Consider the following 23,459-nt stretch of genomic DNA (forward strand, 5'->3'; position numbering starts at 1 on the left):
ATGCCGGGGCCGTGCCGGTTAGCCAGCCTGGCCTCCCGGTACCAGCGCATCACCGTCTGATGCCCGACCCCGCGCAGCACGACGAACGTCCACGTACCGGGAGGTCATCCGTGTCTCACCGCAACCCTCACCGCCGCCTCCGGGCGGCGACAGCCGGGCTCGCCCTGCTGCCCCTACTGCTCGCCGCCTGCAGCACCGGCGGGGGCGACGAGAACGTCGGCGACGGCATCAAGGCCGGGCAGGTCGACGCCAACCAGGCCAAGGTCAAGGACGGCGGGACGCTCGCCTACTCGATCGAGGTCGACGTCAAGAACTGGAACATCCTGCACGCCACCGGCGACGTCTTCGGCTACCGGCAGATCCTCAACCCGGTGCTCCCGCACGCGATGATCTCCCAGCCCGACTTCACGATGGCCAAGAACGACGCGCTGGTCACCGAGGTCAAGGTCGTCAAGGACTCGCCGCAGACCGTCGAGTACCGCATCCGGCCGGAAGCCGCCTGGTCGGACGGGACCCCGATCACCGCCGACGACTTCAAGTACACCTGGCAGGTCCAGGACCCGCAGCAGTGCTCCGCCTGCGAGCCGGCCACCCAGGCCGGGTACGACCAGGTGGCCTCGGTGACCGGCAGTGACAACGGCAAGACCGTCACCGTCGAGTTCAAGAACACCTACCAGCCGTGGCGGCTGATGTTCCCGCACCTGCTGCCGGCGCACATCGCCGCCCAGCACGGCGACCTGGCCACCTCGTTCAACGACTACTTCGCCAGCACGGTGCCGACCTGGTCGGGTGGGCCGTACCTGATCTCCGAGTACGTGCCGAACCAGTCGGTCACCATGAAGAAGAACCCCAAGTGGTACGGCGACGGCCCGCACCTCGACCAACTCGTCTTCCGGATCCTCACCGACGAGCGGCAAGCGGTCACCGCGATGGCCAACAACGAGATCCAGGTCGTCGTGCCCCGTCCGACCCTCGACCTCGTCGAGCAGCTCAAGGGCATCAGCAACGTCACCACGTCGCTGGCCTCCGGGCTGGTCTACGAGCACCTGGACATCAACACCGCCCACCCGGCACTGGCTGACGTCGCCCTGCGCCGGGCGATCTTCACCGCGGTCGACCGGCAGGCCGTCATCGACAAGACCATCGGCCAGTTCGCGGCCGGCACCAAGCCGCTCGGCAACCGCAACTTCATGCCCGGCCAGACCCTCGAAGGCACCGCCGCCTACACCGACACGGTGACCCCGGCGGGGCTCGGCGACGGAAACCTCGACGCGGCCAAGAAGATCCTCACCGATGCCGGCTACGTGCTCGGCGACGGCAAGCTCACCGACCCCAAGGGCAAGCCGGTACCGACGCTGCGGATGCGCTACAGCAAGGGCAACCAGGTTCGGCTGGACACCTCGGTGCTCGTCCAGAACCAGCTCAAGCAGCTCGGCATCACGCTCCAGCTCCAGGAGACCGACAGCCTCGGCACCACGGTCAACACCGGCGACTTCGACCTGATCGTCTTCGGCACCAACCTCGACGTCATCCCCACCGCCACCGCGCAGGCGGTGTTCGGCTCGAAGGGCACCCACACCGGCTACAAGGACCAGGAGATCGACGGCTGGCTCACCGCGGCGGCCCGCACCCTGGACCCGCAGCAGGTCGTCGACCTGCTGAACAAGGTGGACACCCGGATCAGCGAGCAGGCCGTGACCCTGCCGATCTACCAGACGCCGACCCTGGTCGCGTACCGCACCGACCTCGGCAACGTGCGGGTCAACCCGACCCGCTTCGGCACCAGCTACAACAGCCAGGAGTGGGGTGTCAAAGAGTGACGGGTGAACACCGGTCCGGCCGTGACTTCATCGTCGAGGTCCCGGCCCCGGCCGTGGAATTCAACGAGGTCTACCGCAACTTCGTCGGCTCGGCCGGCTACTTCGTGGCGAACAACATCTACAGCCGGCTCGTCGTGTTCGACACCGGATCCCCGGCGGCGTACCCGGACCTGGCCGAACACTGGGAGATGGCGCCCGACGCCCGTACGCTGCGGTTCCAGCTCAACCGGCACGCCCGCTGGCACGACGGTGAGCCGGTGACCGCCGAGGATGTCGCGTACACCCACCTGACCGCCCTGGCCAACGGCTACCACGCCGCGTCGTTCCTGCACGACGTGCAGGACATCGAGGTGCTCGGCCCGCACGAGCTGCGGTACGTGCTCCGTCAGCCCAACGCCGGGTTCCTCGCCCAACTGGGCAACCTGGTGTTCGCCCACATCCTGCCCAAGCACCTGTACGAGGGCACGGACTGGGCGACCAACCCGTACAACCAGCAGCCGGTCGGCTCCGGCCCGTTCCGGTTCGTCGAGCACGTACCCGGCGAGCGGGTGGTGCTGGAGGCGTGGGACGGCTACTGGGGCCCCCGCCCCCAGATCGACCGGGTCATCCTCGACATCGAGCCCGACCTCGACGAGGCCGTCCGCAAGGTCGCCGACGGGCGGGCCCACTACCTGGTCCAGGACGTGCTCACTTTCCCCCGGCTGCACCTGGCCGAGGGGAGCGAGGTCGCCTCGGTGTGGCGCAAACGCGGTCCCGGGATCGCCGTGCTCGGCTTCAACCACACCCAGGACCGGTGGCACGACCGACGGGCCCGCGCCGCCATCGCGCACGCGGTCGACCGCCGCCGGCTGATCCCGCTGTCCGACCCTGGCTGGTCCGAGCCGTACACCCACTACCTGCCGCGCAGCGTGGACTGGGCGTTCGCCGACGACGCGACCGCACCGGCCTTCGACCCGGCGGAGGCGGTCCGGCTGCTCGATGCGGCCGGGATCACGTCAGCCGGCGCCGACCGGCCGACGCTGCGGCTGGCGTACATGAAGAACTTCACCGGCCACGCCGGTATCGCCGCGGCGGTCGCCGAGGACCTGCGTGCCGTCGGACTGGACGTCGAGGTCGCCGGGCTCGACTCGCCGACCTGGGCCCGCCAGGTGGCCGGCGACGCCGAGTTCGACCTCACGATCAGCGGCGGCAACATGGTCCCCGACCCGGAGATCACCGCCAGCCGGTTCGAGACCGGCGGCGGACGCAACCACGCCCGGCTTTCCGACCCGGAGGCCGACGCCTGCTACGCGGCGGCCCGGGCCACCATCGACCCGGCCCGGCGCGGCGAGCACTACCAGGAGCTGCAACGGGTCTGGGCCCGCAACGTCGACTGGGTGCCGCTGTTCTGGTACGCGGCCTACTACCTGCGCAGCGACAGCTTCTTCGGCTGGCCGGACCAGGTCGGCTTCCGGGTGCCGTTCTGGCACTGGGGCCGGATCCGGCCCGTCGAGCGCTGACCCTTCCATCCACAAATTCCCACCCCAACCACCGAGGACAGGACTTGGACGAGTACATCGTCGTCGTACCCAACGGTACGACCGAGATCAACGAGTCGTACCGCAACTTCGTCGGGGGCGCCGGCTACTTCGTCGCCAACAACATCTTCAGCCGCCTCGTCGTCACCGAGGTCGGCGGCGCCGCGTCCTACCCGGACCTGGCGGAGCACTGGGAGTGCCTGGACGGTGCCCGGCGCTGGCGGTTCACCCTCAACCGGCACGCCCGCTGGCACGACGGCCAGCCGGTCACCGCCCACGACGTCGCCTACACCCACCTGACCGCCCTGGCGAACGGGTACCACGCCGCGTCGTTCCTGCACGGCATCGCCGACATCAAGGTGCTCGACGACCACCTGGTCGAGTACCACCTGGAGGAGCCCAACGCCGCGTTCCTCACCCAACTCGGCAACTTCGCCGCCACCCACGTCCTGCCCAAGCACCTGTACGAGGGCACCGACTGGGCGACCAACCCGCACAACCAGCAGCCGGTCGGCTCCGGCCCGTTCCGGTTCGTCGAGATGGTGCCCAACGGGCGGATCGTGCTGGAAGCCTGGGACGGGTACTGGGGGCCGCCGGCCGGCGTGGACCGGGTGACCATCGTCGTCGAACCGGACCTCGACGAGTGCGTCCGCATGATCGCCGACGGCAGGGCACACTTCGCTCCGCAGGACGTGCTCACCATGAAGCGGCTGCCGCTGGCCGAGGGCTCGGAGCACGCCAGCGTGTACCGCGAGCGTGGTCCCGGCGTCGCGTTGCTGAGCTTCAACTACCGGCAGGAGCGGTGGGCCGACCGCCGGCTGCGGCTGGCGCTCGCGCATGCCGTGGACCGCAGCCGCCTCGAACGCTTCGCCGAGCCCGGCTGGTCGGAGCCGTGGGCCAACTTCTTCCCCGGCAGCAGCTTCGCCGTGGCCCGCGACGTCACGGCGGTCGGCCATGACGCGGCCACGGCCGAGAAGCTGCTCGACGAGGCCGGGTACCCGCGCGGCGCGGACGGTCGTCGGCTGTCGCTGCGGATGTACTACATGGCGACCTTCGACGGCCACGGCGGGCTGGCGCGCAGCGTCACCGAGGACCTCGCGGCGATCGGCGTGCACGTCGAGTACGCCGGGCTGGACTCGGAGACGTGGTCGCGGCAGATCGGCCGGGAGGGCGACTTCGACCTGACCATCAGCGGCGGGAACATGATGCCCGACCCGGACATCACCGCCAGCCGGCTGGAGGGCGGCGGGCAGCGCAACCACCTCGCGCTGGCCAATCCCGACGCCGACGCCTGCTACGTCGCCGGCCGGTCGACCACCGACCAGGACGAGCGGATCGCGCACTACCGACAGCTCCAGGAGGTGTGGGCCCGCGACGCGAGCGTGGTGCCGCTGTTCTGGTACTGCATCTACCTGATGCGCAGCGACCAGTTCTTCGGCTGGGCCGACCAGGTCGACTTCCGGATCCCGTTCTGGCACTGGGGACGTCTCCGGAAGATCACCGGCGGCGAAGGCTAGCCGGCAGCGGGCGCGGGAAGGTTCCTCATGGAGATCGTGGGCTTCGCCCTGCGGCGGCTGCTCGTCGCCATTCCGGTGCTGTTCGTGTCGACGTTCCTGATATTCCTGGCCGTGGCCAAGTCCGGTGATCCGCTGGCCGAACTCCGGGAGCGACAACCACCGGTGCCGCCGCACACGATCGCCGCCGAGGAGGCACGGCTCGGGCTGGACCAGCCCGTGCTGCAGCGGTACTGGGACTGGCTGACCGGGGTCGTCCAGGGCGACTTCGGTCCGTCGGTCGACCGCAATGCCGACATCGGCACGGAGATCGCCTCGCGCCTGGGCATCACGATGCGGTTCGTCCTCATCGCGATGCTGATCGCGGCCGTGCTGGCGATCCTGGTCGGGGTCGTCAGCGCGGTCCGCCAGTACTCCTGGCTCGACTACCTGTTCACCTCGACCGGCTTCCTGTTCCTGGCGATGCCGTCGTTCTGGCTGGCCGTGCTGCTCAAGCAGGGCGGCATCGAACTGAACACCCTCGCCGGCAGCACGCTGATCTACACCGTCGGCGACAGCTCGGTGATCCCGCCACCCACCCTGGGCGGCCGGATCGCCGACCTCGCCGGCCACCTGGTGCTGCCGACCATCACGCTCGTGCTGATCAACTTCGCCGCGTGGAGCCGGTTCCAGCGCTCGTCGATGCTGGACGTGCTCGGCAGCGACTACGTCAAGCTGGCCACCGCCAAGGGCCTACGACGGCGCACGGTGCTGCGCAAGTACGCCCTGCGCACGGCGCTCACCCCACTGGTGACGGTCATCGCGCTGGACTTCACCGCCGTCTTCGCGGGGGCGGTGGTCACCGAGACCGTCTTCCAGTGGCGGGGCATGGGCGACTACCTGCTGGAGTCCATCAACGGGCGGGACGTCAACGCCGTGATGGCGTGGCTGCTCGTCGCGGCGGTCGCAGTGGTCCTGTTCAACCTGCTCGCCGACATCCTGTACGCCGCTCTCGATCCGAGGATCCGTCGTGTCCGTTGAACCGCCACCGGTGTCCGTACCCGCCGCCGTGCCCGGTCCGTGGCGCGGTGTCCTCGCCCGGTTCCGCCGGCACCGGCTCGCCGTGGCCGCGCTGGTGGCCCTCGTGTCCGTCGCGTTGTTCGCGTTCGTCGGCCCGCTGCTGTGGCGCTACAACCACGACGACATCACGCCCGACAACTCGCAGCCACCGTCGGCGACCCACCCGCTGGGCACCGACTCGCTCGGCCACGACCTGCTCGCCCAGGTGATGCGCGGTACCCAGCAGTCACTGCTGATCGCGCTCACCGTGGCGTTCGGCGCGGCGGTGGTCGGCACCGTGGTCGGCATCGTCGCCGGCTACTACCGCGGACGCACCGACGCACTGCTGATGCGGCTGGTGGACCTGTTCCTCACCGTGCCGACGATCGCGGTCGCCGCCGTACTCGGGCACAACTTCGCCGGCAGCGGCGGCGGGTGGGTGCTCATCGCGGTCGTACTCGCCGCGCTGATGTGGACCAGCGTCGCCCGGGTGGTCCGTGGCGTCGTACTCGGCCTGCGGGAACGTGAGTTCATCTCCGCGGCCCGGGCGTTGGGATCGTCCGATCTCCGGATCATGGCGCGGCACATCCTGCCCAACGTGGCCGCCCCGATCATCGTGTCGGTGACCATCCTGGTCGCCACCGCGATCCTCGCCGAGACCGCGCTGTCGTTCATCGGCTTCGGTGTCCAGCCGCCGGACACCTCCCTCGGCCTGCTGGTGGCCAACGCCCAGTCCGCGGTCGCCACCCGGCCCTGGCTGTTCTACTTCCCGGGCCTGGTCATCCTGCTCATCGCCCTGTCCATCAACTTCGTCGGAGATGGGCTGCGCGACGCCCTCGACCCGACCCAGACCAAGGGCCCGCGCCGTCGCCGGTACCTGGCCCGGCCGGCGGCCCGCACCGATGCGGTACCCGACGACGTGCTGCTGTCGGTCCGCGACCTGCGGGTGGTGTTCGCCGCCGACAGCGGCGACGTGTCCGCCGTCCGCCACCTCGACCTGGACCTGCGCCGTGGCGAAGTCGTCGGCCTGGTCGGAGAGTCCGGCTCGGGCAAGTCCGTCAGCGCCGCGGCGCTGATGGGGCTGCTGCCGCCCACCGCCACCGTCAGCGGCTCGATCCACTTCGCCGGCCAGGAACTCGTCGGGCTGGCCGAGCCGCAGTTCCGGCGCCTGCGGGGCAGCCGGATCGCCATGGTGTTCCAGGACCCGATGTCCTCGCTGAGCCCGGTGCACACCATCGGCGACCAGGTCGCCGAGGCTGTCCGGGTGCACCAGGGCTGCTCCCGGTCCGCCGCCCGGGCCCGCGCCGTGGAACTGCTGGACACCGTCGGAATCCCGGACGCCCGCAACCGGCTCGGCGACTACCCGCACCAGTTCTCCGGCGGCATGCGCCAACGGGTGGTGATCGCGATGGCCATCGCCAACGACCCGGATCTCATCATCGCCGACGAGCCCACCACCGCCCTGGACGTCACCGTGCAGGCGCAGGTGCTCGCCGCGCTGCGGGCGGTCCGGGAGCGCACCGGTGCGGCGATTCTGATGATCACACACGACCTCGGGATCGTGGCCGAGACCGCCGACCGGATCGCGGTGATGTACGCCGGCCGGCTCGTCGAGGTCGGCACCGCCGCCGACGTGTTCGACAACCCCTCGATGCCCTACACCCGGGGCCTGCTGGACTCCGTACCCCGCCTCGACCGGCCTGCCGACGAGGAGCTGTGGGCGATCCCCGGTTCACCGCCGAGCATGACCGCACTGCCGGCGGGGTGCGCGTTCGCCCCGCGCTGCGGGATCCGCACGCCCGACTGCTCGGACGCCGTGCCGAACCTCGTACCGGTGGCGGCCGGCCACCTGGCGGCGTGCCTGCGCGTGACCCCACCCGGCGATGCCCTGACGGGGACCGCCACCACCTCGTCGATCCCCGAAAGGCCGTGACGACATGACCTCCCGCGCACCGCTGCGAACCCGCGCCGGGGAACGCGAGACCCTCCGGTTCCCCGTACTGACCGATCTGGACGGCTCGGAACTGGCCATCCACGCCCACGTGGTGACGGGCCCCGCCGACGGGCCGACGCTCACCCTGCTGTCCGGGGTGCACGGCAACGAGTGGTTCTCGCACGCGGTGCTGCGCGCGGTGCTGGCCGGCACCGACCCGGCCACGCTGCGCGGAACCCTGGTGGTCGTGCCGGCCGCCAACCCGTACGCCCTGCGGACCGTCACCCGCTACTCCAACGACATCCAGCAGGTCGGCTTCGTCAACATGAACAAGGCGATCCTGCGCGACACCGAGTCGATCACCGGACGGACCGGCCAGGTGCTCGTCGAGCAGATCATCGAGCGCTCCACCCATCTGCTGGACTTCCACCCCGGCCCGTGGGGCACCACCTGGGGCGTCGTGCTCTACGACGCGACCGGCCCGCTGTCGGCCGCCAGCCGGGAGATGGCCGTCGCCTTCGGCATGCCGTACATCCAGGGTGAGGACGCCGCGGTCGCGTTCCCGAACTCGGTGTTCGACGCAGCCAACGCCGCCGGGGTGTCCGCCGTCGGCGTCGAGGTCGGCGGCCTCGGCTTCGGCTCCCGCAGCGAGGACGACTGGATCGCCCGGAACGTCGACGGCGTCCGCCGGGTGATGGTCCACCTGGGCATGCTCGACGAGCCGGCTCCGCCCCGGACGGTCACCGACGTCGAGGTCGCCTGGGACCTGCGGCCCGGGCACGGCGGCATGTTGGTACCCGAGATCACCGAGGACCGACTGCTGACCGCCACCACCGAGGGAGAACTGCTCGGCCGGTTGCTCTCCCCGGTCGACCTCACCGTTCTTGAGGAGTACCGGTCGCCCGGCGACGGGATCCTGCTGTCGGTTCCGCGCAGCCATCCGGTACACCCGTACAACTTCGGTTTCGTCATCGGCCGGCGCTGCGGGAGCGCGGCATGACCCGCGACCTGCTGCTCGATGTCGACGGTCTGACCAGGCACTTCCCGGTCCGGCGAGGAAGCCTGATCAAACGGTCGGCGGGGGTGGTCAAGGCCGTCGACGGCGTCTCGTTCCAGCTTCGGGCCGGCGAGACGCTGGGCATCGTCGGTGAGTCCGGCTGCGGCAAGTCGACCCTGGCCAAGCTGCTGACCCGGCTCGAACAGCCGACCGGCGGGCAGGTCCGCTACCGGGGAACCGACATCGCCGGGCTGCGCGGCAGGGAGTTGCGCGACCTGCGACGGCGTATCCAGGTCGTCTTCCAGGACCCGTACTCGTCGCTCGACCCGAGGATGACGATCGGCCAGATCATCGCCGAGCCGTTCGCCGTGCACGGGGAGCTGGGCGCCGCCGACAAGCGCCGGCAGCGGGTCCAGGAACTGCTGGAGACCGTCGGACTCGACCCGGAGCACGTCAACCGCTACCCGCACCAGTTCTCCGGCGGGCAGCGGCAGCGGATCGGCATCGCTCGCGCCCTGGCGTTGCAGCCCGAGGTGGTGGTCTGTGACGAGCCGGTGTCGGCGCTCGACGTGTCGGTACAGGCGCAGGTGATCAACCTGCTCCGGCGGCTGCAACGGGACCTCGGCCTGGCGTACGTGTTCATCGCCCACGACCTGTCCGTCGTGCGGCACATCTCGCACCGGGTCGCCGTCATGTACCTCGGCAAGGTGGTGGAGACCGGCACCGTGGCGGAGATCTTCGACCGCCCGGCTCACCCGTACACCAAGGCGTTGCTGTCCGCCGCGCCGGTACCGGACCCGCACCACGAGCGTGAGCAGATCCTCCTCCGAGGCGATCCACCCAGTCCGGTGAACCCGCCCAGCGGCTGCCGGTTCCGGACCCGCTGTTGGCAGGCCATCGACGCTTGCGCCGAGGAGCAACCCGCCCTGGTCCCGCGAGGTGGCGGGCATCCCGTGGCGTGCATCAACGAAATTCCCCCGACGGCGCGGCGCCTTCCGGTCATCGCATGACGCCTCCGGTGCCGGCGTTGTCCCGGCACCCGCCTCGACTGCTCACGCCACCAGGTGCTGCTCGGCCAGTTCGGCCAGCCGCACGGTGTACAGGCCGTTGCGTTCGGCCCTCACGTCGGTCACCTCGAGCTGCGTGCCGGGGGCGAGGATGAACTCCTCCTCGCCGGTGAACGCGGAGAACCTGCGGATGCCCACCGCCCGCACGGGAAGCACCTCGAAGAGCGTCCGCTTGCCGCGGCTGCCGAGGAACGCCTGGGCCACGCTGAGCTTCGACGTGCACGAGGACACGCCCCACCACGTCACGGTCTGGCCGAGCGGGTACTGCGCCCGCAGGTCCAGCGACACCCCACGCCACAGCGGCTCGGTGCGGGCTGGAAGCCGCGACACGGCCGAGAACAACAGTCGCAGGTACGGCAGGTACGGGAGGATCCTACTGCGGTCCGGGTCACGCAGGGTGGCGTTGATCTGTCGGTAGAACGCCGACTCGCAGGTGTACAGGTAGAGGGCGGCGACCTCGTCGACGGACAGGCCGTGGGCCCCGCCGTTCACCTGCGTCTCGCCGAACTGGCGCGACTGCTCCACGTGCCAGTCGAGCCCCGACAGCAGCTTCGCCACCGGCTCGGCGGCCTCGCGGAAGTCCATGAGGGGGGTGTCGAACACGCCGGTGATCGCGGGGAGTACGAGCCCCTCGTCCTTGACGCTGGCGAGCCGCTCGAGGTAGAGCTTGTGCAGCTCCATCGTGGAGGCGATGAAGGCTCCCATCCGGTCGGCCATGCCCGCGTCCGTGCCGCCGGCCTGCCCGGTCAGCGTGCTCCACCCCTTGCTGGGCAGCCAGTCGATCTCGTCGGCCCCCAGCGTCCTGAGGGCCGCGTTCACGTCGGCGAAGTGGTTCCCGTCGCAGAAGATGTCGCCCTGTGCCGCGGGGTTGGGGTGGTCGATGTGCCGGACCTCCACCTCGGGGTACTTCTTCTCGAGCTGGAGCACGATCTTCTTCAGGTTGCGGGCGTGCGCCCCCCACCACGCGAACACCACGCCCCGGTCCTCTTCGTCGGCGTGCTGCTTCGCCCTCAGAATCTCCTCGACGAGCCTCTCGACGACCGGTTGCCAGAACGCGGTGTGCTGGGCGGTGGACATCGCGCCGTCGCTGCTCGCGGTGAGTGCCGCGTTCAGAAGCAACACGCCCTGGGTGAGCATCGCCTGGAACCACTCCGGCGGCTGCACGGTGTCGTGTTCCTTCAGCAGGGCGCGGATGTCCCCGATCGGCGTCTTCTTGGGGATGCCGTGCTTCCACATCGCCGCGGCCTTGATGATGCAGCGGATGGTGACGACCCTGCCGAACTGGCTGTCGGCCCAGTCGTGGAAGGTGTTGTCGAACATGGCGATGCCGGTGGCGCTCTCGGGCCGCGGGTACGGGTTCTGGCCGAAGACGACGACCTTCCACTTGTGCGGTGGGTTGGGCTTGAGCGCCTGGAAGGTCAGTTCCCGGACGGGTACGACCTTCGGGGCGCGGCCCGGGCCGATGAACGTGGCTGCGGCCGGCTGCGCCTCGATGACCGGTTTCAGGAGCGGCAACCACGGCTCGCCGCCGCCCTTGAAGAGCTCGGCGAGGGCCAGCGAATCGGTCGGGTCGGGGGCGTCGGCGTCGCTCATCGTGGGCTCCTGAGGTGGCGACCCGTGGCGGTGACGGCACGGGTGATCAAGGTGCGGGAGGATTGTGCCGCGCGAGTGCGACAGATGCGATGTCGGGAAGCAGGACAGCCCACCCGTCGGCGTTTCACCCGGCACTTCGTGCGTCGCCCGGCGCGGTATCTTGATCTACGTCGGACACCCCCCCTTCCCGCCATCGGAGCGAGCCATGACTGCCGATCTTGAAAAGCCGCTGCTCAAGGTGGTGCTGAAGGACGTCAACGCCAAGGTGGTGCAGGCGTGGCGGGCGGCGTTCGCCGACACCCCCGAGGTCGAGATCCACAAGGGGTCGATCACCAACGAGCACGCCGACGCCTGGGTCAGCCCGACCAACTCGGCCGGCCGGATGGACGGCGGGGTCGATGCGGTCATCAAGCGGCACCTCGGGGCGGGGATCCAGCTACGCGTCCAGCGCGCGATCCGCGATCAGTTCGGCGGGTCGCTGCCGCTGGGAAGTGCCGTGTGTGTGCCGTCCGGGGCGACCAACCCGAAGTTCCTGATCTCGACGCCGACGATGGAGCAGTCGGTGGAGAACGTGAGCGAGACGTTGAACGTGGCGCTGGCGTGCGCCGCCGCGTTCCAGGCGATCCACATGCAGAACGAGAAGGAGCCGGGCAGCATCAAGTCGGTGGTGCTGGTCGGCATGGGCGCGGCCACGGGCCGGGTGGTGCCGCGGGTGTGCGCCAATCTGATGTGGACCGGCTACACCCTGTTCAACGACTACCGCTTCCGGGACTACGACGACCTGCGGAGGACCATCTGTACGCAGCTCGACGGCATCGAGAGTCGTCCTGAGGAGGAGCGGGTGCGGGTGACGCCCCCCACGGCACCCGGCTCTCACCGATGACGTCGTGAACGCCGACCCACCCGGCTAGATCCAGCCCTCCTCCCACGCGCGATGCGCGGCCGCGTGACGCGAGCTGACGCCGAGCTTGGTCATGGCCGCGGACAGGTAGTTGCGGACGGTGCCCGGGGCGAGGTGAACGTGCGCGGCGATCTCGTTGACCGAGGCGCCGGCCCGGGACGCGCGCAGCATCTCCAGTTCGCGTTCGGTCAGCGGACAGGCGTCCTCGGTGAGGGCGGACGCGGCGATCTCCGGGTCGACGTACCGCCGGCCGGCCGCGACGTCGCGGACGATCTCCGCGAGCCGGGTGGCCGCCGTGCTCTTCGGCACGAAGCCGCTCACCCCGGCCGACAACGCCCGGCGCAGCACGGCCGGCCGGGCGTGCCGGGTGACCAGCACGATCCGGGTGGGCAGCACGGCCCGGATCTCCTCGGCGGCGCGCAACCCGTCGGTCGGCGGCATCTCCAGATCCAGTACGGCGATGTCGGGCCGATGTTCCAGAGCCAGGCGGGTGGCGTCCGTGGAGGTCGACGCCTCGGCCACGACCGTGATGTCGGCCTCCAGCCCGAGCAGCGCCGCGAGGGCGCCGCGGAGCATCTCCTCGTCGTCGGCGAGCAGCAGGCGGATCATGCCGCACCCACCGGCAGCCTCGCCGCGACGACGAAACGGTCCCCGTCGTGCCGCCAGGTCAGGTCGCCGCCGGCCGCGGCCAGCCGCTCGGCGAGCGTGGCCAACCCGGTGCCGGCCGCCGCGTCGGGCACCTCGACCGCGCCGTCGTTGCTCACCCGCAGGTGGGCCCGGCCGCCGTCGACCCGGTACTCGACGTCGGCCCGCGCGGCGCGGCTGTGGCGCAGCACATTGGTCGTGGCCTCGCGCATCACCAGCCCGAGCAGGTGTCGGCCGGACGCGGACAGGCTCTCGGCGGCCGGCCGCAGCTCCATCCGCGCGTCGATGTCGGCGGCGGTCAGCACCCGGGTCGCGTTGGAGATCTCCTCCTCCAGCGTCGTGCGGCGGTAGCCCTGCACCAGGGCGCGGGTCTCCCGCAGCGCGTCGGTGGCCAGCCGCCGCACCTCCCTCATCTCGGCGGCGGCCCGGTCCGGGTCGACCTCGGCCAGCCGCGCCGCCAACTCGCTCTTCACCGCGATCACCTGAAGGTGGTGGCCCTGGATGTCGTGCAGGTCGGCGGCGAACCGCAGCCGTTCGTCCTTGACCGCCAGCTCCGCGGCGAGCCGCCGGGCCTGGTGCAGCCGGCCCGCGACGTCCCACGCCCACAGCGGACCCAGCGTCGTCCAGGCGGTGAAGGCCGTCAGACCCAGCGGGAACGCCGCCGCGTAGAGCAGGTCACCCTCGCCGGAGCGCAGGCAGACGAGCGTGCCGGGCACCGGGGTGACCGCCAGCGCGCCCGCGACGAGCGCCCGCCGGCCCCGCGCCGACAGGAACGCCGCGCCGATCGCCACCATCATCGCCGGGGCCACCGCCCACAGCCCGTACTCCCGCAGGGCGAGCTGAATCGCGCCCAGCACCGCGGCGCCCGCGCCCCCGGCGATCAGCCATCCGGCGGGCCGGCCCCGCACCACGTCACCGGGCACCGGGATCAGCCGCCGGTTGAGCAGCACCACGCTCGCGACGACGGTGACGGCGAGCGCGGCGCCGCCGACGCTGCGGGCCCAGGCCGGCACGCCGCCACCCAGCAGCCAGTCGCCGGTGAAGAAGACCAGCATGCTCACCACGGCCCCGGTCAGCGTCCACCAGGTGTACCGGCGAAAGCCCGTGAGCCCCGTCCCGTGCTCGATCGGCTCGTCCACCACGCGGCCATTGTCGCAGTTGACCGGCATGACAGGTGTCATGAGATCTCGTGACGGACCCACGCCCCCACATGCGGGTTCGGCACTACTGGCGGTCCGTCGCAGCGCCCAGTGTGGACGGTGCAAGTTCACCCCCTGTCCATACCCGGAGGGAGCAGTCAGATGAGGCGCCACTTCGTTCGGCACTACCTGGAGATGGTCGCCGCGATGGTGGTCGGCATGCTGGTCCTCGGCGCGGCCCGCGCCGGGGTCCTCGCCCTCGCCGGCGTCGACCACTCGGCGGCACGGCACCCCGAGATCGCCGCGTTGGCCATGGCGTTCGACATGTCGGTCGGGATGGTCGTCTGGATGCGGTACCGCCGCCACGGCTGGGCGGGCACGCTGGAGATGGTCGGCGCGATGTTCGCACCGGCGGTCGTTCTCGCGCCACTGAGTTGGCTGAGCGTCATCTCGGGCGACCAACTGATGATCGCCACCCACGTCGTGATGCTGCCGCTCATGCTCGTCGTCATGCTCCGCCGCCGCGAGGAGTACGCGCGATGAGCCGCACGATCCGCACCCTGGGCCGGCGCTGGCCCACGCTGCTGGCCCTCGCGTCGGCCGCGCTGAGCCTCGGCGGCGACGACCGCGCCGGCCAGGTGGCCGGGCTCGGCGAGGTTCTCCTGACCCTGCCCCTGCTCTACCTGGTCGTCGCCAGGGCGGGAAGGCGGAGTCTCTCCTGGATCGTGCTGGTCGCCTGCGTCCTGCTCATCACGGGCCTGCGGCTGGCGGAGATCCCAGCGACCGCCGTCATCGTCCCGGTCGCTCTGGGCGCGCTGATCTGGAGCGCGATCGGTGGTCACGCGCTGCGGCCCGGCACGATCCGGGTCCAGGCGCTGGGCATGCTCGCCTTCGGCGCGCTCGCCCTCCTCGGGCTGGCCGTGGACCCCGACCTGGGCCGCTACCTGGTGGCGGCCGGCTGGCTCTTCCACGGCATCTGGGACTTCGTCCACCTCAAGCTCGACAAGGCCGTGGCCCGCTCGTACGCCGAGTGGTGCGGCGTGTTCGACATCCTGATCGCGGTCCAACTGGTCGTCCTCGGCTAGCCGATCTCAGGGTGCCCGCATCTCGGGGGAGACCCAGCCGCCCGAGGTGGGCAACCCGATGCCCAGCGGGCGGGGAGAGCGAACCCTCGCTCTCCCCGCCCGCTCGACGTGGTGTGCCCGTCAGGTGGTGATGGCGATCCTGCTGACCTGCCCGCCGCCGCTCATGGTCAACCACGAGGCGTAGGCGCCCTGCTTGGCGAAGAAGTTGCCGCCGCCGACGAACGCGAACCAGTCCTGACCGCTGACCGCGATGTCGCTGACCTGCCCGCCCCCGGCGATGGTGAGCCATTCGGCGTAGATGCCGTTCTTGGCGTAGTAGTTACCGCTCTGTTGCCAGCCGATCCAGTTGCCGCTGAGTGCGACCTTGGTGGCTCCGCCGCTGTTGACGGCCTGCCACGACGAGTACGCGCCGTCCTTGGCGTGCAGGACGCCGGCCGAGTTGACGAACGCGAACCGGTTGCCGTTTATCGCGATGTCGCTGACCTGCCCGCCTCCCGCTACGGTGAGCCATTCGGCGTAGATGCCGTCCTTGGCGTAGAAGTTGCCGGCCTGTTGCCAGCCGATCCAGTTGCCGCTGAGCACGACCTTGGTGGCTCCGCCGGCGTTGACGGCCTGCCACGACGAGTACGCGCCGTCCTTGGCGTGCACGACGCCGGCCGAGTTGACGAACGCGAACCGGTTGCCGCTTATGGCGATGTCGCGGACCTGTCCGCCTCCGGCGATGGTGAGCCACGGGGCGTAGATGCCGTCCTTGGCGAAGAAGTTGCCGTCCTGCAGCCAGCCGATCCAGTTGCCGCTGAGCACGACCTTGGTGGCTCCGCCGGCGTTGACGGCCTGCCACGACGAGTACGCGCCGTCCTTGGCGTGCACGACGCCGGCCGAGTTCACGAACGCGAACCGATCGGGAACCTCATCGGTCGGCGTCAGGTCCTCGAACGCCAGGTTGATGGCAGCGCCCTTGGTGACCGTGCCGCCGCAGGCGTAGGCCGGGGTGATGTTGTACACCGCGCCGTTGCGCCGGATCTCGAAGTGCAGGTGAGGGCCGGTGGAGTTGCCGGTGCTGCCGACGTACCCGAGCACCTGCCCCTGCCCGACCCGCTGCCCGACGGTGACCGCGGGCTGCTGCACCATGTGCAGGTATCTGGTCTGGTAACCGCTGGCGTGGGAGAGCGTCACCATGTTGCCCCCGCCGGCGGACCAGCCGGCGAAGGTGACAGTGCCGGTGTAGGCGGCGCCGATCGCCATCCCGCTGTTTCCCGCGATGTCCACACCGTAGTGATCGCTGTCGGTGCCGCCACACCTGTTCGAAAGCACCCCGGTGACCCGCCCGCCCACCGGCTGGATCATCGCTCCGGCCTGAGCGGACGCCGGCTGGGCCGGTACGAGCGCAAGTCCGCACAGGACGGCCACGGCTGTCACGAGTGCTCGCAGCCGCCTCCCCGCTGTCTCTCCAGTCACGCTATGCCCTTCCCGCGATCTTCTCGACATCGATACAACGCTGCGGGTGAATATAGACGCGCCCTCCTGGTTCCCGGCTGCCGCCCGGCGTCGTTCCGGTGCGAACCTGGACCGGGCCGGTACACCGACCCGACGATCGTGGGTACCGTGCCAGGCTGACCACGACGACAGGAGTGCGGTGGACCAGAGACCACGCCGGACACGGGACCTCGGCATCGCCGTCGGTACCCTGCCGACCGGCCCGCTCAACGCCATCACCGACGTGGCCGACGTCCTGGTCGGTCACGTCACCGTCGATGACGGCGCCGACCTGCACACCGGCGTCACCGCCGTCGTGCCGCGCCGGCTCAGCGCCGGGCACCCGGCGCTTCCGGCCGCGGTGTACGTCGGGAACGGGTACGGGAAGCTCGTCGGCTCGACGCAGGTGGACGAACTCGGTGTCCTGGAATCACCGATCGTGCTGACCGCGACCCTGTCGGTCTTCCGCGCCGCGGACGCCCTGCTCACCTACCTGATGGACCGGGACCCGGCCGGAGTGTCGTTCAATCCGCTGGTCGGGGAGACCAACGATGCCCACCTGTCCGACATCCGCCGTCGCCCGGTGACCGAGGAGCACGTGCTCGATGCCGTCGAGCACGCCTCGGCCGGTCTGCCGGCGGAGGGATGCGTCGGCGCGGGCACCGGCACGACAGCCCTGGGTTTCAAGGCCGGCATCGGCACCTCGTCGCGACGGGTCGGCGTCGACGGCTCCGTCCGTACCGTCGGCGCCCTCGTCCAGTCGAACTTCAGCGGCATCCTCACCGTGCTGGGAGTCCCGATGCCCGTTGCCGAACTGGTGTCGCAGCACGACCGGGAGGAGCCGCCCGGCAACTCGTGCATGATCATCGTGGCCACCGACGCGCCGGTGGACGCCCGTCAGCTCGGCCGGCTCGCCCGCCGGGCCGTGTTCGCCATGTCCCGGGTGGGTGCGGCGTACACCAACGGCAGCGGCGACTACGCGATCGCCTTCACCACGGCACCGCAACCGCAGCAGCCGCTACCCGACGCGATGATCGATCCGCTCTTCGCCGCCGTCATGGACTCGGTCGAGGAGGCACTGCTCAACTCGTTGTTCATGGCCGTGACCACCACCGGTGTGCGAGGCCGGGTGCAGCATGCCGTCCCGCACCACCGCGTGCTCCAGCGGCTCGTCACCGCAGGCCGTGCCGGGCAGCGCCAAGGCCCCGGCGTCGCCGGGCATTAGGGCAGGCTAACCTGTCCCTTGATCGCTGGGAGGGCGCAGCTCGTGTACACATTTTCCTTCGTTCTCGCAGGGGCCTGACGCTCATGGCCGGCGATGAGATCAGCGGTCGGGTGGTGCTGCGCCGCGCCCTGCGCCGCCAGCGCGGTCGCGTGGCGGCCGGCATCGCGCTGCTCTGCGTCCATCAGGCCACCGAGGCCCTCGTTCCGGTCGCCATCGGCGTGATCATCGACCGTGCGGTCGCCACCGGGGACGTGGGTGCGCTGCTGCTCTCGCTCGCCGGTCTTGCCGTCCTCTTCTCCGTTCTCGCCTTCGCGTATCGAACCGGTGCCCGCCAGGCCTACGCCGCCGTGGAGCAGGAGGCACACGTCCTGCGGGTCGAGATCGCCGGGAGCGCCCTCGACCCGCGCGGACGCCGCTCGGGCATGCGCGACGGCGAGCTGCTGTCCGTCACCGCCTCCGACGCCGAACTGTCCGCCCTCGTCGTACGGGTCGCGGGGTTCTGCGCCGCCGCGCTCACCGCACTCGTGGTCGCGGCCGTCGCGTTGCTCGTCGTCGACGTTCCGCTCGGGCTCGGGGTGCTCATCGGGGTGCCGCTGCTGGTCGTCGCCCTCCAACGGATGGCGCCGCTGCTCACCCGGCGCAGCGCGTCCCAGCAGGAGGCCCTCGCCGCCACCACCTCGCTCGCCGTGGACCTCGTCTCCGGCCTACGCGTGTTGCGCGGCATCGGCGCACAGGAACACGCCGCACGCCGGTACGCGGTCGCCAGCAGTCATGCCCTGAAGGTCACCCTGCGTGCCGCCACCACCAAGGGCCTGCACTTAGGGCTCACCACCACCGTCAACGGACTCTTCCTCGCGGCGGTCGCCGGCGTCGCCGGCTGGCTCGCGCTACAGGGCCGGCTCACCATCGGCGAGCTCGTCGCCGTCGTCGGGCTGGCCCAGTTCATCGCCGAGCCCGTGCAGACGCTCGGGTACGGCGTACAGGTGTTCGCCATGGCCCGCGCCTCCGCGGGGCGGGTCGCCCGGGTCCTCGGTGCCCCGCCGCTCACCCGGCCGGGGACCGCCGGGCAGCCGGCCCCGGACCCGTCGCGCCTCGCCCTCGACACGGTCGGGTACGCCGGACTCGACGGAGTGTGCCTGCGGGTCGGCGCCGGTGAGGTCCTGGGCGTGCTCGCCTACGATCCGGGCGAGGCCGAGGCGCTGGTCGCGCTGCTGTCCGGCCGGGTACCCCGGGAGGACTACCGGGGAACGCTGTACGTCGACGGCGTGCCGGCCGAGGAGCTGCACATCGACGCCCTGCGCAGCACAGTCCTGGTCGAGCAGCATGACGTGGCGTTGTTCGAGGGGACGCTGCGCGCCAACCTCGCCGCGGACGCCAGCATCGACGAGACGGTCCTGCGCGCCGCGGTGCGGGCTGCGGCGGCCGAGGACGTGCTCGCCGCGCATCCGCACGGGGTCGACCGCCTGCTCACCGAGCGGGGGGCGAACCTGTCCGGCGGGCAGCGGCAGCGGATCGGGCTGGCCAGGGCACTCGCCGCCGACCCGCCGGTACTGGTGCTGCACAACCCCACCACGGCGGTCGACGCGGTGACCGAGCTGATGGTCGCCGAGGGGTTGGCCTCGGCTCGCGGGGCGGAGGCCCGCGGCACCGTGCTGATCACCAACAGTCCGGCTCTGCTGCGGATCACGCACCGAGTGGCCGTGATCGACCGTGGGCGGGTCGTCGCCGAGGGCTCTCACGACCACCTGCTCGCCAGCGACGCCCGCTACCGGGAGGAGGTCCTGCGGTGACCGACGAGTCGACCACGATCGGCGTTGAATCCAGGCAACTGCTGCCGACGGCCACGGCCCGGCAGACCTGGGCCGCCCTCCGAACGGAGTTCGCCCGGCTGCCCGGGCTCAGCGTCGCAGCCGCCACGTTGCTGGTCGCCGCGGCCGCGACCGGGCTCCTCGCCCCCTGGGTGCTCGGTCGCCTCGTCGATGACGTCATCGACGGGGCCGACACGCCACGGATCGTGGCCTGGGCGGGTGTGATCGCGGGCGCGGCGTTGCTCGCCGGGCTCCTCACCGCAGCCGGCGCCGCGGTCGCGGCACGCCTCGGCGAGACCGTGCTGGCGCGGCTGCGGGAGCGGGTCCTCGACCGCGCCCTGCACCTGCCGTCAGCCACGCTGGAGCGAGCCGGGACCGGGGACCTGGTGGCCCGCGCCGGCGACGACGTGGCCGTGGCGACGAATGTGATCAGCACCAGCGGACCCGCCTTCCTCGGCGCGCTGCTGTCCATCGTGCTGACCGCGGCGGGGCTCTTCGCCCTCGACTGGCGGCTCGGCCTCGCCGGGCTGGCGGCGGCCCCCGCCTACGCGTTGGCGCTGCGCTGGTACCTGAAGCGCTCGGTTCCGTACTACGCGCGCGAGCGGGTGGCGACCGGCGAGCGGGCGCAGGCGATGGCCGGGGCGCTTCGTGGGTCGGCGACCGTGCGCGCCTACCGGATGGAGGATGCCCACGTCGCCCGGATCGCCGAGCGCTCTGCCGTGGCCCGCGACCTGTCGTTGGAGATCTTCAACTTCCACACGCGTCTTGGGCTGCGGATGAACCGGTCGGAGTTCGTGGGGCTCGCCGCCGTGCTGCTCGCCGGTTTCCTGCTGGTCCGCGACGATCTGGTTACCGTGGGAGCAGCCACCACCGCCGCCCTCTACTTCCACCGCCTCTTCAACCCCATCGGCCTGCTGCTGCTCCAGTCGGACTCCGTGCTGCAGGCCGGGGCGAGCCTCGCCCGGCTCGTCGGCGTCACCTCACTGCCCGGCCCCGCTTCCCCCGACGGCCCCGCTTCCCCCGACGGCCCTGGGCCCGCTCGTCGGGGACGGTCCGCGACGGCGGGGCCGGGCGAGCCCGAGCCCGCGGCGCTGGAGATGGTCATCACCCGGCACTGCTACGACGACGGACCAGTGGTGCTGCGGGACGTCGCCCTTCGTCTCGCACCCGGGGAACGCGTCGCTCTCGTCGGAGCGAGCGGAGCGGGCAAGAGCACGCTTGCCGGCATCGCCGCCGGAATCATCGCGCCCACTCGCGGCTCGGTGTGCCTGCGCGGCGTGCCGCTGGCGCAACTGGGGGAGCACCGCGTCCGTCGCGAGATCGCCCTGATCAGCCAGGAGGTGCACGTCTTCGCCGGTACGCTCGGCGACGACCTGCGCCTCGCCGACCCGGACGCCACCGACGCCGAGATAACCGCAGCCCTCGACCTCGTCGGCGCCACCGCCCTGCTCCGTACCCTGCCCGACGGCCTCGCCACGAGCGTGGGGGAGGGCGGACGGCAGCTCACCGCCGCCCAGGCCCAGCAGCTTGCCCTGGCCCGCCTCGTCCTCGCCGACCCCGCCGTCGCAGTCCTCGACGAGGCCACCGCGGAGGCTGGCAGCGCGGGCGCGCGTGACCTCGACCGCGCCGCCACGGCGGCCACCGAGGGCCGCACCACGCTGATCGTCGCCCACCGGCTCAGCCAGGCGGCCACCGCGGACCGCATCGTTGTCCTGGATCACGGGCGCATCACCGAGCACGGCACGCACGGCCAGTTGCTGGAGGCGGGGGGCGGGTACAGCCGACTGTGGCGTTCCTGGAGCACGCCCGGTCTCGTGGTCCCGCAAGCACGCGAGAGCGAGGAGTACGTCCAGGCGTCGGCGCCGGGGGAGAGCTGACCCTCCCGCTCCTCGACCACGGTGTGACGCCACCGAGGCGGGCCTCGGGTGGGCAGAGGGGTGCCTGGCCACTTCACGGCGTGGCCGCGCTTGACCTTGACACAGTGACAAGGTCTTCACTGTGTCAAGGAGGTGGCCCCGATGACCATGCCGAAAGAGGACACGAACACGATGCGAGCTCTCCAGGGGCTGGAGAGCAGCAGCTCGTCGGTGCGGCTGCGGGCAGCGTTGGCGGTCGGCACGACCCCTGACCCGCGGTTCATCGACAAGCTCATCGAACGATGCGCGATCGAGCCCGATTTTTCTGTGCGCGAAATGCTCACGTGGGCACTCACCCGCCACTCGTCATTGACGACGGTCCCGAAGCTCATCGATGAAGTCCGCTCGGAGCGCGCGCAGGCACGAAGCCAGGCGTTGCACACGCTGTCCAAGATCGGGGATCGGCAAGCGTGGCCGGCGATCACCCGGGCGCTTCTGACCGACGCCGACGACGAGGTGGCGCGGAGCGCCTGGCGAGCAGCGGTCGTACTCGTGCCCGAAGGTGAAGAACCCGAGTTGGCCGAAGTGTTGGCGACACAGCTCGGGCGCGGCGAGCGTGAGATGCGGTTGAGCCTCAGCCGGGCGCTGATCGCGCTCGGTGAGGTGATCATGCCGACCGTGCGCGCCGCGACGGCGGATCCCGATCCCCGCGTACGTCAGCACGCGATCGCCACGGAACGGCTGTCACACAACCCGGATGCCGGATTCGAGTTCGCGATCGAGGAGGCGAAGCGCCTCGTAGCCCTCGGCAGGACCAGCCAGGAGGGGTGAGCGGCAGTGTTGATCGGTGAGGTGGCACGACGGGCCGGGGTCAGCGCCCGCATGCTCAGGCATTACGACTCGCTCGGCCTGGTGCGGCCCACGGGTCGTACCGAGGCTGGCTATCGAGAGTACTCCAGCGAGGACATCCGGCGGATCTTCCATATCGAGAGCCTGCGGTCATTGGGGCTGTCGCTGCGTGAAGTCGGGCGCGCGCTGGATGACCCCGGATTCACGCCCTCGGAGCTCGTCGACGACCTCATCCGTCGGACGCGGGAACGCATTGCGGGTGAGACTGAGCTGCTTACGCGACTTCGTCGGACCGGTGCCGCGGAACCCGCGGACTGGGAGGATGTCCTCCAGATCGTCGCACTCCTCCAGGCATTGGGGTCGGAGAGCGCTGGGAAGCGCCAACGCGCGGCCCTGTCCTCAGTCGTAGAGGTTCCGGTGCCAGTGGAAGCTCTGGTCGAGGCAGCGTTGAGCGAGACGGACCCGAACGTCGCCGGAGCCCTTCGTTGGGCTCTGGCGCAATCGGGCGACGGCGGATTGGCACTGCTGGCGGAGGGCCTCAGCTCGCCAGTCGCCGAGGTGTGGAAACGTGCCGTCGAGTCCATCGCCGAGATTCCGAACGGTGACGCGACCGCACTGCTTCAGGACGCCCTCACGAACTCCGACATCGTGGTCCGCAGGTGTGCGGCTCTGGCGCTCGGGGCACGTGGAGTTGCCGAAGCAGTAACGACGCTCATAGATATGATCGTCGAGGAGGCGAATGACGCCGACGCAGCCGATGCGCTGAGCGTGCCGGCGAGCGATCCCGTGTTGGCGGATCAGATCGCCACCAGGCTCGTTGACTGCCTCGCCAACGGCACCGTTGAATCGTCCGCACGTCGACGGCTGACACAGGCGCTCGCGGATATCCCGGGGATCACGGCGTCACGTGCCCTCGCGGATCTGTCACATGACGAAGACCGTGCCGTTGCGCTTACCGCGACATACATTCTCAGGCTCCGCGACGCACGGTAGGGG

Annotated in this window: 19 protein-coding genes; 15 read left to right on the forward strand and 4 right to left on the reverse strand. The window is 70.8% G+C overall.

What is annotated here, in order from left to right; all coding sequences use genetic code 11:
- The first annotated feature begins 110 nt into the window (after positions 1-110).
- From OG559_RS23410 to OG559_RS23440, 7 genes are read left to right on the forward strand one after another with little or no spacing between them, the layout of a single operon-like run.
- Positions 111-1,820, forward strand: a complete 1,710-nt coding sequence (locus OG559_RS23410; RefSeq protein ID WP_405106983.1) for an ABC transporter family substrate-binding protein — start codon at positions 111-113, stop codon at positions 1,818-1,820.
- Positions 1,817-3,319: an ABC transporter substrate-binding protein gene (locus OG559_RS23415; protein ID WP_405106986.1), complete on the forward strand. Its 1,503-nt coding sequence runs from the start codon at positions 1,817-1,819 to the stop codon at positions 3,317-3,319. Before OG559_RS23410 ends, OG559_RS23415 begins: the two co-directional genes overlap by 4 nt.
- Before the next feature lie 44 nt (positions 3,320-3,363).
- Positions 3,364-4,854, forward strand: coding sequence for an ABC transporter substrate-binding protein (locus tag OG559_RS23420; RefSeq protein WP_405106988.1), 1,491 nt, complete (start codon positions 3,364-3,366; stop codon positions 4,852-4,854).
- 27 nt (positions 4,855-4,881) lie between these two features.
- The gene (locus tag OG559_RS23425) at positions 4,882-5,871 is read left to right on the forward strand and encodes an ABC transporter permease (RefSeq protein ID WP_405106991.1); all 990 of its coding nucleotides are present in this window, start codon (positions 4,882-4,884) and stop codon (positions 5,869-5,871) included.
- The gene (locus OG559_RS23430; protein ID WP_405106994.1) at positions 5,861-7,822 is read left to right on the forward strand and encodes a dipeptide/oligopeptide/nickel ABC transporter permease/ATP-binding protein; all 1,962 of its coding nucleotides are present in this window, start codon (positions 5,861-5,863) and stop codon (positions 7,820-7,822) included. The genes OG559_RS23425 and OG559_RS23430 overlap by 11 nt, the downstream gene beginning before the upstream one ends.
- Before the next feature lie 4 nt (positions 7,823-7,826).
- The gene (locus OG559_RS23435; RefSeq protein ID WP_405106997.1) at positions 7,827-8,822 is read left to right on the forward strand and encodes a succinylglutamate desuccinylase/aspartoacylase family protein; all 996 of its coding nucleotides are present in this window, start codon (positions 7,827-7,829) and stop codon (positions 8,820-8,822) included.
- Positions 8,819-9,829 carry an ABC transporter ATP-binding protein gene (locus OG559_RS23440; protein WP_405106999.1) on the forward strand — a complete coding sequence of 337 codons (1,011 nt, stop codon included), beginning with the start codon at positions 8,819-8,821 and terminating at the stop codon, positions 9,827-9,829. Before OG559_RS23435 ends, OG559_RS23440 begins: the two co-directional genes overlap by 4 nt.
- Before the next feature lie 42 nt (positions 9,830-9,871).
- Here OG559_RS23440 and OG559_RS23445 read toward each other — a convergent pair whose 3' ends face one another.
- The gene (locus OG559_RS23445) at positions 9,872-11,479 is read right to left on the reverse strand and encodes an ADP-ribosyltransferase domain-containing protein (RefSeq protein ID WP_405107002.1); all 1,608 of its coding nucleotides are present in this window, start codon (positions 11,477-11,479) and stop codon (positions 9,872-9,874) included.
- 205 nt (positions 11,480-11,684) lie between these two features.
- Between OG559_RS23445 and OG559_RS23450 the strand changes: the two genes are divergently transcribed.
- Positions 11,685-12,362 (forward strand): macro domain-containing protein, encoded by a 678-nt coding sequence (locus tag OG559_RS23450; protein ID WP_405107005.1) that lies wholly within the window; start codon positions 11,685-11,687, stop codon positions 12,360-12,362.
- Positions 12,363-12,386: 24 nt separating this feature from the next.
- Here the strand turns inward: OG559_RS23450 and OG559_RS23455 are convergent, their stop codons facing one another.
- Both OG559_RS23455 and OG559_RS23460 read right to left on the reverse strand, forming a co-directional pair.
- Positions 12,387-12,989, reverse strand: coding sequence for a DNA-binding response regulator (locus OG559_RS23455; RefSeq protein WP_396673681.1), 603 nt, complete (start codon positions 12,987-12,989; stop codon positions 12,387-12,389).
- On the reverse strand, positions 12,986-14,206 hold the full coding sequence (locus OG559_RS23460) for a sensor histidine kinase (protein WP_405107009.1): 1,221 nt from the start codon (positions 14,204-14,206) through the stop codon (positions 12,986-12,988). Before OG559_RS23460 ends, OG559_RS23455 begins: the two co-directional genes overlap by 4 nt.
- A gap of 120 nt (positions 14,207-14,326) precedes the next feature.
- Between OG559_RS23460 and OG559_RS23465 the strand changes: the two genes are divergently transcribed.
- Positions 14,327-14,707: a hypothetical protein gene (locus OG559_RS23465; RefSeq protein WP_405107012.1), complete on the forward strand. Its 381-nt coding sequence runs from the start codon at positions 14,327-14,329 to the stop codon at positions 14,705-14,707.
- Positions 14,704-15,249 carry a hypothetical protein gene (locus tag OG559_RS23470; protein ID WP_405107015.1) on the forward strand — a complete coding sequence of 182 codons (546 nt, stop codon included), beginning with the start codon at positions 14,704-14,706 and terminating at the stop codon, positions 15,247-15,249. The genes OG559_RS23465 and OG559_RS23470 overlap by 4 nt, the downstream gene beginning before the upstream one ends.
- A gap of 120 nt (positions 15,250-15,369) precedes the next feature.
- On the opposite strand, the gene OG559_RS23475 is transcribed toward OG559_RS23470, so the two are convergent.
- On the reverse strand, positions 15,370-16,596 hold the full coding sequence (locus OG559_RS23475; protein ID WP_405107018.1) for a peptidoglycan DD-metalloendopeptidase family protein: 1,227 nt from the start codon (positions 16,594-16,596) through the stop codon (positions 15,370-15,372).
- 289 nt (positions 16,597-16,885) lie between these two features.
- Here OG559_RS23475 and OG559_RS23480 point away from each other — a divergent pair, with 289 nt between their 5' ends.
- The 5 genes from OG559_RS23480 (at position 16,886) to OG559_RS23500 (ending at position 23,456) form a co-directional block, all read left to right on the forward strand.
- A complete protein-coding gene (locus tag OG559_RS23480; protein ID WP_405107021.1) occupies positions 16,886-17,950 on the forward strand; it encodes a P1 family peptidase in 1,065 nt (354 codons plus the stop codon).
- An 83-nt stretch (positions 17,951-18,033) separates the two neighbouring features.
- Positions 18,034-19,740 (forward strand): ABC transporter transmembrane domain-containing protein, encoded by a 1,707-nt coding sequence (locus OG559_RS23485; RefSeq protein WP_405107024.1) that lies wholly within the window; start codon positions 18,034-18,036, stop codon positions 19,738-19,740.
- Complete coding sequence (locus OG559_RS23490; protein WP_405107027.1) at positions 19,737-21,635, forward strand: ABC transporter ATP-binding protein; 1,899 nt, start codon at positions 19,737-19,739, stop codon at positions 21,633-21,635. Before OG559_RS23485 ends, OG559_RS23490 begins: the two co-directional genes overlap by 4 nt.
- Positions 21,636-21,776: 141 nt before the next feature.
- Positions 21,777-22,445 carry a HEAT repeat domain-containing protein gene (locus OG559_RS23495; protein WP_405107030.1) on the forward strand — a complete coding sequence of 223 codons (669 nt, stop codon included), beginning with the start codon at positions 21,777-21,779 and terminating at the stop codon, positions 22,443-22,445.
- A 6-nt stretch (positions 22,446-22,451) separates the two neighbouring features.
- Complete coding sequence (locus tag OG559_RS23500) at positions 22,452-23,456, forward strand: MerR family transcriptional regulator (protein ID WP_405107032.1); 1,005 nt, start codon at positions 22,452-22,454, stop codon at positions 23,454-23,456.
- Positions 23,457-23,459: the final 3 nt, after the last annotated feature.

The sequence above is a fragment of the Micromonospora sp. NBC_01405 genome (assembly GCF_045040155.1).
Taxonomy (GTDB): domain Bacteria; phylum Actinomycetota; class Actinomycetes; order Mycobacteriales; family Micromonosporaceae; genus Micromonospora.

Excerpts from the sequence above, each read along its gene's own strand:
- OG559_RS23425 (WP_405106991.1), top strand. The coding sequence starts at position 4,882 with ATGGAGATCGTGGGCTTCGCCCTGCGGCGGCTGCTCGTCGCCATTCCG.
- OG559_RS23435 (WP_405106997.1), top strand. The coding sequence starts at position 7,827 with ATGACCTCCCGCGCACCGCTGCGAACCCGCGCCGGGGAACGCGAGACC.
- OG559_RS23440 (WP_405106999.1), top strand. The coding sequence starts at position 8,819 with ATGACCCGCGACCTGCTGCTCGATGTCGACGGTCTGACCAGGCACTTC.
- OG559_RS23445 (WP_405107002.1), bottom strand. The coding sequence starts at position 11,479 with ATGAGCGACGCCGACGCCCCCGACCCGACCGATTCGCTGGCCCTCGCC.
- OG559_RS23450 (WP_405107005.1), top strand. The coding sequence starts at position 11,685 with ATGACTGCCGATCTTGAAAAGCCGCTGCTCAAGGTGGTGCTGAAGGAC.
- OG559_RS23455 (WP_396673681.1), bottom strand. The coding sequence starts at position 12,989 with ATGATCCGCCTGCTGCTCGCCGACGACGAGGAGATGCTCCGCGGCGCC.
- OG559_RS23460 (WP_405107009.1), bottom strand. The coding sequence starts at position 14,206 with ATGACACCTGTCATGCCGGTCAACTGCGACAATGGCCGCGTGGTGGAC.
- OG559_RS23465 (WP_405107012.1), top strand. The coding sequence starts at position 14,327 with ATGAGGCGCCACTTCGTTCGGCACTACCTGGAGATGGTCGCCGCGATG.
- OG559_RS23470 (WP_405107015.1), top strand. The coding sequence starts at position 14,704 with ATGAGCCGCACGATCCGCACCCTGGGCCGGCGCTGGCCCACGCTGCTG.
- OG559_RS23475 (WP_405107018.1), bottom strand. The coding sequence starts at position 16,596 with ATGATCCAGCCGGTGGGCGGGCGGGTCACCGGGGTGCTTTCGAACAGG.
- OG559_RS23485 (WP_405107024.1), top strand. The coding sequence starts at position 18,034 with ATGGCCGGCGATGAGATCAGCGGTCGGGTGGTGCTGCGCCGCGCCCTG.
- OG559_RS23495 (WP_405107030.1), top strand. The coding sequence starts at position 21,777 with ATGACCATGCCGAAAGAGGACACGAACACGATGCGAGCTCTCCAGGGG.